Source organism: Aromatoleum toluclasticum ATCC 700605, from assembly GCF_000378245.1.
GTDB lineage: Bacteria > Pseudomonadota > Gammaproteobacteria > Burkholderiales > Rhodocyclaceae > Aromatoleum > Aromatoleum toluclasticum.
In genome coordinates, this window is sequence record NZ_KB899524.1 from 1 (window position 1) to 7130 (window position 7130).

General features: G+C 60.7%; 5 protein-coding genes. 3 read left to right on the forward strand and 2 right to left on the reverse strand.

Going from position 1 to position 7130, the window contains the following annotated elements; all coding sequences use genetic code 11:
* Together F464_RS0127445 and F464_RS0127450 are read right to left on the reverse strand one after the other, a co-directional pair.
* Positions 1-1418: DUF1302 domain-containing protein (locus F464_RS0127445; protein WP_026296378.1), on the reverse strand; the 1418-nt coding region annotated here is incomplete at its 3' end.
* 218 nt (positions 1419-1636) lie between these two features.
* On the reverse strand, positions 1637-3283 hold the full coding sequence (locus F464_RS0127450; RefSeq protein ID WP_018993077.1) for a fatty acid--CoA ligase: 1647 nt from the start codon (positions 3281-3283) through the stop codon (positions 1637-1639).
* Positions 3284-3858: 575 nt separating this feature from the next.
* Here F464_RS0127450 and F464_RS30705 point away from each other — a divergent pair.
* The 3 genes from F464_RS30705 (at position 3859) to F464_RS31480 (ending at position 6975) form a co-directional block, all read left to right on the forward strand.
* Positions 3859-4707, forward strand: coding sequence for a ParA family protein (locus F464_RS30705; protein ID WP_084600620.1), 849 nt, complete (start codon positions 3859-3861; stop codon positions 4705-4707).
* 6 nt (positions 4708-4713) lie between these two features.
* Positions 4714-5310 (forward strand): hypothetical protein, encoded by a 597-nt coding sequence (locus F464_RS31255; RefSeq protein ID WP_157354278.1) that lies wholly within the window; start codon positions 4714-4716, stop codon positions 5308-5310.
* A 372-nt stretch (positions 5311-5682) separates the two neighbouring features.
* Complete coding sequence (locus F464_RS31480) at positions 5683-6975, forward strand: hypothetical protein (RefSeq protein WP_018993078.1); 1293 nt, start codon at positions 5683-5685, stop codon at positions 6973-6975.
* Positions 6976-7130: the final 155 nt, after the last annotated feature.

Below are 7130 nucleotides of genomic sequence, written 5' to 3' on the forward strand. Positions count from 1 at the left end.
ACCCCGGGCAGCACCTGGTACCAGGTCGGGGTGAAGGCGAGCGCGAGGCCGAAGAAGTCCTTGGTCGTGCAGCCGTCCCACTTGTCGCGGCCGTTGCACGGCGCGAAGCCGGTGGCGTAGAAGAGGCGCTCGCCGCTACGCACCTTGTCCCATTTGGCCCAGGTGAGCTCGGCCGCCCAGCTCGCGGCATCGAACACCGGGGTCTCGGAGATGAGGCCCAACACATTGACCAGCCCATGGAAGGTGTCGCCACGCGGGCCGCTGGTCTCGCCGCGATCGGGCAGGCCGCTCGGCGAGATGCCCAGCACCTGCGAGTTGAGCGGGGTGTTGCGGCGGTAGGAGAGTTCCGCGCCGACGCTCACGCCGCCGATGTTCTTGGCCAGGCTCACGCCGAAGAGGTCGATGTCGTCGGCGTAGATGAGGTTGTAGCGGGTGATGCCGGGGCCGACCCGCGTGAGGAAGGTCTGCGGCAGCTTGTCGGCGTAGCGGCGGTAGTAGACGCCGAGCGTGCCGTCGAGCGCTTCGGGCGACCAGCGCAGCGACACGCCGTATTCACCGGCCTGCTTGGGCTCGACCGGCTTGCCGTTGGCGGCGAAGCCCAGCCCGCGGCTGATGAACTGGCGGTCGGGGCCGTTGAAGGCGAAGTCCACCGGGCCGAGGTAGGTGCCGCCTTCGGGGTAGCGGTAGGCTTCCCATTCCATGAAGTACTGCGCCGACACCGACAGCGTGTCGGTGAGCTGGGCCTGGCCCGAGAGCTGATTGAGCGGGCGGAAGAGTTCCTTCGCCTCCGCGCCCGGCGTCGCGAAGCCCTTCTGCAGGTCGAGCGGCATCTGCGCATACGAGACGCTGTGCAGCGCCCCGCCGAGGAACAGCGATTCGCCCCAGAACACGGTGTGACGGCCCGCCTTCAGGCGCACCGGCACGCTCGCGGCGTCGAAGTTGGCGAACACGAAGGCGTCGAGCAGCTCCCCCGAGGGGCCGGCGTAGTAGCGCTTCGTGTAGCGGCTGTACTCGTGGTTCGTGTAGCTCGGGATGGCCGCGAACGGGGCGTTCGGATTCGATTCGCTCTTGTCGCCGTAGGCCGCGTCGACCCACGCCGCGCCGCTCACGCGAAAGCCGGTCTTGCCCTTGTACACGACGTCGAGCTCGGACAGCAGGTCGAGGCGGTTGGCGACCAGATCGCCCCGGTCGAAGCTGTACGTGCCTTCGTCGGTGAGCGCCGAGTTGGCGAACTTGCTGTTGCGCCCCTCCACCCGCGTCGCAAGGTTGTAGCGCAGCGTGTTGTCCCACCGAACCTGAAGGTCCGCGTTCCCCGTGTCCAGCTCGAACGCCTGCACCGGGCCGCACAGTGCCAGCGTCGCGGCGGCGACGGCCAGCGCCATCTTCCTGCGCGCCGGAGCCGAACCTTGTCTCCTCATTTCCATCTCTTATGCCCCTCTTTTAGCGTTGGCTTGAGCTGTTTAACTGTCCGGTCGCTGCATTCCGGATGATGTGCATTGTCCGCATCGGGGAGGCCCCACCTCCCCCCAGCGACGGGGGGTAAGGGGGGTATGGGGGGTAGCGCTCGGGGGGTGGAAAAGTCAAAAAACGGGGGGCCTGAAAGCCCCCCCACAGTGCCGCCGATGGATTACGGGAATCAGGCCGTGCGCTCGCGCAGCGCCTTCTTGTTGATCTTGCCGACGCTGGTCTTCGGGATCTCCGCCACGAAGACGATGCGCTCGGCATCCGGCACCGCGTACTTGCTGATGCGATTCGACTCGACGAGCCCCAGCAGATGGAGGCGGATCGCCTCCGCATCGACCGTCACGCCCGGCTTGCACACCACGTAAGCCATCGGGCGTTCGCCCCACTTCTCATCCTTCACGCCGACCACCGCGGATTCCTGCACGCCCGGCACCTCGCCGATCAGCCCCTCGACCTCGATCGACGACACCCACTCGCCGCCCGTCTTGATCACGTCCTTGATGCGATCGACGATCTGCACGAAACCGTCCGGGCGCACCACCGCGACGTCCTGCGTGTGCAGGTAGCCCCCCGCCCACAACTCCTCCGACGCCTCCGGTTTCTTGAAGTAGCCCTGCGTCAGGAAGGGCGCGCGCAGCACGATCTCGCCCTGCGTCTTGCCGTCGCGCGGCACGTCGTTCATGTCGGCATCGACCACGCGGAAGTCCACCAGCGGCACCGGCCGACCGGTCAAACAACGCAGATGCACCTCCGCGTCGAGATCCGACGTCGCATCGCCGGCCGACAGCTGCGCGAGCGCCACCACCGGCCCCGTCTCCGACATCCCGTAGCCCGCGAACACATCGATCCCCCGCTCCACCGCCGCGCGGCACAGCGCCGGCGACAGCGCCGAACCTCCGATGATGATCTTCCAGCCCGTGAGATCCTGATCCGCCCCGGACGGCGCCTGGAGCAGCATCTGCAGGATCGTCGGCACGCAATGCGAGAACGTCACCTTCTCCTCGCGCTGCAGCTTCAGCAGCACATCCGGCACGTAGCGCCCCGGCAGCACCGTCCGCAGGCCCAGCAGCATCGCGATGTAGGGCACGCCCCACGCCAGCACGTGGAACATCGGCGTGATCGGCATATACACGTCCTCGCGATGCAGTCGCTGCCCCTCCGCCTGCGAGGTCAGACTCAGCGCCGTGCCCAGCGTGTGCATCACGATCTGGCGATGGCTGTAGCACACCCCCTTGGGATCGCCCGTCGTGCCGGTCGTGTAAAAGGTCGCGGCCTTGGTGTTCTCGTCGAAATCACGGAACTCGAAATCCGCCGACGCCGCCTCCACCAGCGCCTCGTACTCACCCGCGAACGTCAGCGACGTCGCCGGCAGCGCCTGCCCGTCAGCCATCACCACGATCTGCCGTACGTTCTTCAACTCGGCCTTCAACTGCTCCAGCAGCGGCACGAAGTCCGCATGCACCAGCACCACCTCCGCCTCGGAATCGTTCAGCGTGTAGGCGATCTGCTGCGGCGACAGACGCACGTTCACCGTGAACATCGTCGCCCCCATCATCGGGATGCCGAAGTAGCTCTCCAGATAGCGATGACTATCCCAATCCATCACCGCCACCGTCGTCCCGTGCCGCACGCCGAGCGCCGTCAGCGCCGAAGCGAGCTTGCCCACGCGCCGGCGGAAGTCGCGGAAGGTGTAGCGCATCTCACCGCGATAAGTGATCTCCTGATCGCCGTGCAGGCTGACCGAATTCAGCAGCAGCTGCTTCACCAGCAGCGGGTAGGTGTAGGCCGAAGGGGTGGCGACGATCGTATTGTCCGGCATGGCTGTCTCCGTCATGGTTGTTCGAGATAAAACCGGTGTGCGATCAGCGTTGGGGACTCAGATTCAGCATAGTCCCTGCGCGCGATCGCACAGACTGGAGAGAGCTTATTGAGGCGTCGGCGGATGCTCCCCCCCTGTGTCGAGGGGGAGGATGGGGGACCGAGGAGCGGGGATCGGAGGAGGAACCTGCGGGTCAGGACTGGCTGCGGGTTCGGCGTCAGGCATCTGTGGTCCTGTATCTGCACCAGAGGCACGTCTGCAGTTCGGCCGAAGCCGCTCGCTGGCGACTGCCCTTATAGCCTCGACTCGCTTGACACGGGGCTTACCCGCCAGCTACGACAAGCGGCGCCTTCTCCCCTGTGCCAACTGGGACTCCCGCCCCAAAAGGGACGTACAAATGGAAAGCGATCAGACGCTGAAACCAAAGGCAAGCACCGCCTAAATCCAAGGCGTAGGACACCGACAAGGGCGCAAATGCTTGATACATAGCCTTGTTGACGTCAGCTTGACCGCTAAGGAAGCCGTCAGTACCCTGCATTCCCGAAGAACTAGATTGCATCAATGGGAGACCAAACATGGCAAGACCTGACGGGCCGATTGTCGTTTGCGTGATCAACCTGAAAGGAGGTGTTGGCAAATCGACAATTGCAGCACTACTTGCGCGACGAGCGTACACCCAACGGCGTAAGAACGTTCTTGCGATTGACATTGATCCCCAGGCCAATTTAAGCCAAGCCTTGATGCGGTCGCAGTACACGACATTTCTAAACAATAAGGACCCTTCAATTGTTGAAGTGTTCGCCGGTTACAGACCTCCGGCAGCGTCTAGGCGAAGTGCGAGCAGTTTAGGGGCATCCGATGTCGCGTATACAGTTCTCGGCGACGATGAAATATCATTACAACTCATCCCCTCCCGGTTCGATTTCTCCGATAATTTGACCCAATCTGTAAGACCTGACCCAAAGGTCTTGGCAAAATTTCTGGCTGCAGAATTTCAAGACAAGGACCTAATAATCATTGATTGCGCGCCAACAGAATCAGTGTTAACGCATGCCGCATATCACGCCAGCGGCCTCGTGTTGGTTCCGGTTAAACCAGAATACTTCGCAACAATTGGGTTCCCCTTGTTGCGCGAATCCTTGAGCGATTTTTCGCGGAGGAACAGGGGGCACACAATCGAAGTGACAGGCGTTGTTATCAACAATGGCTTCTATCATGGGGGCAACAATGGCGGCCCGGAGAAGTCGCGCGCACTTCGCGAGATTAGAGACGAAGCAACCAAGAATGGATGGCACGTATTTTCCCGTGAAATACCGTTCTCGCGCGGATTCCCAAAGCTTATGCGAGGTGATAACAGTTATTCCGGCAATGCTGACATGTTCTATCAGTTTGCGAATGAGTTTTTTGACCGTATTGGAATTTAATGCACAATGGAAAAAAAGTCGGGTAGAGTTGGCTTGCTACGTTCGATGCTCTCGGTATTGGTCGATGAGTGGGGTTTAGATGCCGTAAGCAGCGAACTCAATCGACTAAGTGCGGGCCAACGTGTGTCATTGTTAATTGGTGAGCGCACTGAAGGCGAACCGAGAACTGATACGCACGGCAAGCGGCCATCGGTGCGGTTAACTGCGGCCCTGATGGCTGCTAGGGTCAATTTGCCACCTGAGCAGAAACAGTTGGTTCAAACACTCGCAGTGAAATTCGACAGTAAGCAGTTTTTGCCTACCTCAGGCGATATCAAGTACTTCTTTGAGGTACACGGAGAAGCGACTCCCCCCAGCAAGCAACGAATCGAAAGTTTCCGCCGAGTGCTGCGGCTGCTATCGAGCCTACCTGAGGGGGCCCTTAAGAAGATGATCGAAGACGATGCGCATAGCGGCCCGTCCAGCCTTGCACCCCTATCCGACGCTATACGAGGCGTAGGTGCCCAACGCTCGGAGAAGTATGAACAGTCTCATCCCTCATCGAGGGAAATCGAATCTACAGAAGAGCGCCCAGATCGAGACGCAACGTCGTCTGACACCTAGAAGTTATTAACCCGTCGGCCAAGGTCCGTATATCAACACAAATAGTACGGTGAAAATAAGCGAACAATTACCGCTTTGCGGCAATTCTGGCGCAGGACCGCTCGTGGCTGGAGGCAAATCCCGGTCACGGATACCTCGAAGAAGTCGACGGACAGTTGGGCATATTCATGCCCGACCGCCCATGTGCTTGACAGTGGGTGTCTAGGTCTGACGAGGAGGCGGCGTTCTCCGGGGCGGCATGCGCCTGCGAAGCGATCAAAGGGACTGTTTAGGACCATTATGCTAACGGACGAGTACCTGTTTCCATACAGAGGTCCGGGATCTGTCTAGCATCGCAGAACATGCGGAAACCAGGTCCGAAAGGAGATTTGCATGGTAGGAGAGCAATGCTTCGGAGGCTTCTGCTTCATTCCGCTCGACGGCAGCGGGCTGAAATTCTTTGGGTTCTCGGAGTTCCTCGCGGGCCTCGCGCTCATGGTGTTGGCTTGGACGATCGCCGACGTCCGCTATCGCTTCCGAGTACGGACCGCCCCCATACCCCTTCAGGGGATCACGTTCTCGGTAGTCACCGCCGTTGGCATGCTGACGCTGCTGACGGACCTTTGGCGCGCCGAGCAGTGGCTCGTGCCAAAGGGCAATCTCTTGACACCTGGGTCATGGCAAGCCCTCATGGGGGGACTGTTTTTCCTGAACTTCGTCACCTGGACTTGGTTCGCATTCATCCGGCCATCGACGTACGGTCGGCACAACGCCCGGCGCTTCGCGCGGACCCTTTACCAATTCATCCTCAAGGGCTCACCGGCGGAGCTCGCGGTTATCGCCGACGAGCTCGCCTTCTCGGCCGCCGCGCTGGTCCGACACGCCACAGATTGGGGAAGGCTCAAGAACTACCGAATCACGCCCAATAATGAGGAAAGGGAAGATCCGCCTAAGGTTGAGGGGTATGCCAACGATTTGCTCTTGCTCATCGCGGATAGGAGATTGTGTCGGGTAATCATCGAATCCTCGCCGGGCACTGCCTTGGCCTTCTTCCGTGCGATGGCGGAGACAAGGAAATATGGCATTCAGGTGGAGGCCTTCGCCAATAACATAGTGAACGAGGCCATCGCGAACAAGGACTCCTTCCTCTTCCATGAGGCCGAGGGCTATCAATCCGGGTTGATCGGGTACCACAAGCCGCTCAGTCAGGCCATGTTCTCGAACTACGAAATGGTCGAGGCGATTGGGACATTCCTTGACCCAGACATCGATGGCAAGAGGGTATGGGATGCAGCTCAATGGGAAGCGTACTGCCGCATCGTATTAATGACCTTCCGCAACTACGTCGAAAAAGGATACGGCGCCCACTCGTTCGTGCTCTATCGCGCCAAAAGCAACATTGAGCATGCCGTATTCGACCTGTACAAGCTCAATGGAGTAGCTAACATCGCATGGGAGGACGATCTCCAAGCACGCCTCCGGGTGATCGTCCGGTTCATCAAGGACGCGGTGGGAATTCTCGAAGAGAAGGACGTTCCCGACAACCTTCAACTGCGGATTCGGTTTAGCGTTGTTCGACGCCTGCCAATCGGGAAAGCCGTCGATGATCGGTCGAGGCTGATGGCAGGCGTTGGACAACGCTCCAGGGAGGAAACCGCGGATTTCGGTCGGGAGCGCTCAGCGTAGGCGATGCGCTATGGAGATTGAATTCGAGCGCGGGAGACCGACGCCGGCGCCAGCGGTGGGATGAGGGCGACGCACTTGGGAATCGCCCCCGATTCTGTGGCATCGGCGCTTCGAATGGAGTTCGTCAGGCCTGCTCCGGGCCAGCATTTTGGGAT